Below are 291 nucleotides of genomic sequence, written 5' to 3'. Positions count from 1 at the left end.
GGAAAGATAAGCGAACATCCGGCTCCGGTTAACGCCGCGCCCGCTAATGCGACCCATGCACCTGGGGCTTGCCAGAGCAGCAACAAGCCCACCGTTTCTACAAGCAGAGAGACAATCGCCACTTTCACGCCGCCAAAACGGTCCGGCATCCAGCCAAACATGACGCGCATCACGACAAATGCGCCGCCAAACGCGGTAAGAGTAAAGCCCGCCATCGCCCATCCTTTGCTGGCAAAGTAGAGCGAAACGAAAGTCCCGATAACAGCAAAACCAACGCCGTGTAGTGCCAGA

General features: G+C 57.0%; 1 pseudogene. It reads right to left on the bottom strand.

The window, feature by feature from the left end:
* A pseudogene (locus tag FN960_RS21320) lies at positions 1 to 291 on the bottom strand (hypothetical protein); the annotation flags it as partial.

This window comes from Alkalicoccobacillus porphyridii (assembly GCF_007293315.1).
GTDB classification, from domain to species: Bacteria; Bacillota; Bacilli; order Bacillales; family Bacillaceae_D; genus Alkalicoccobacillus; species Alkalicoccobacillus porphyridii.
The sequence above is the reverse complement of the archived record's forward strand: the minus strand, read 5'-3'. Positions and strand labels throughout refer to the sequence as shown.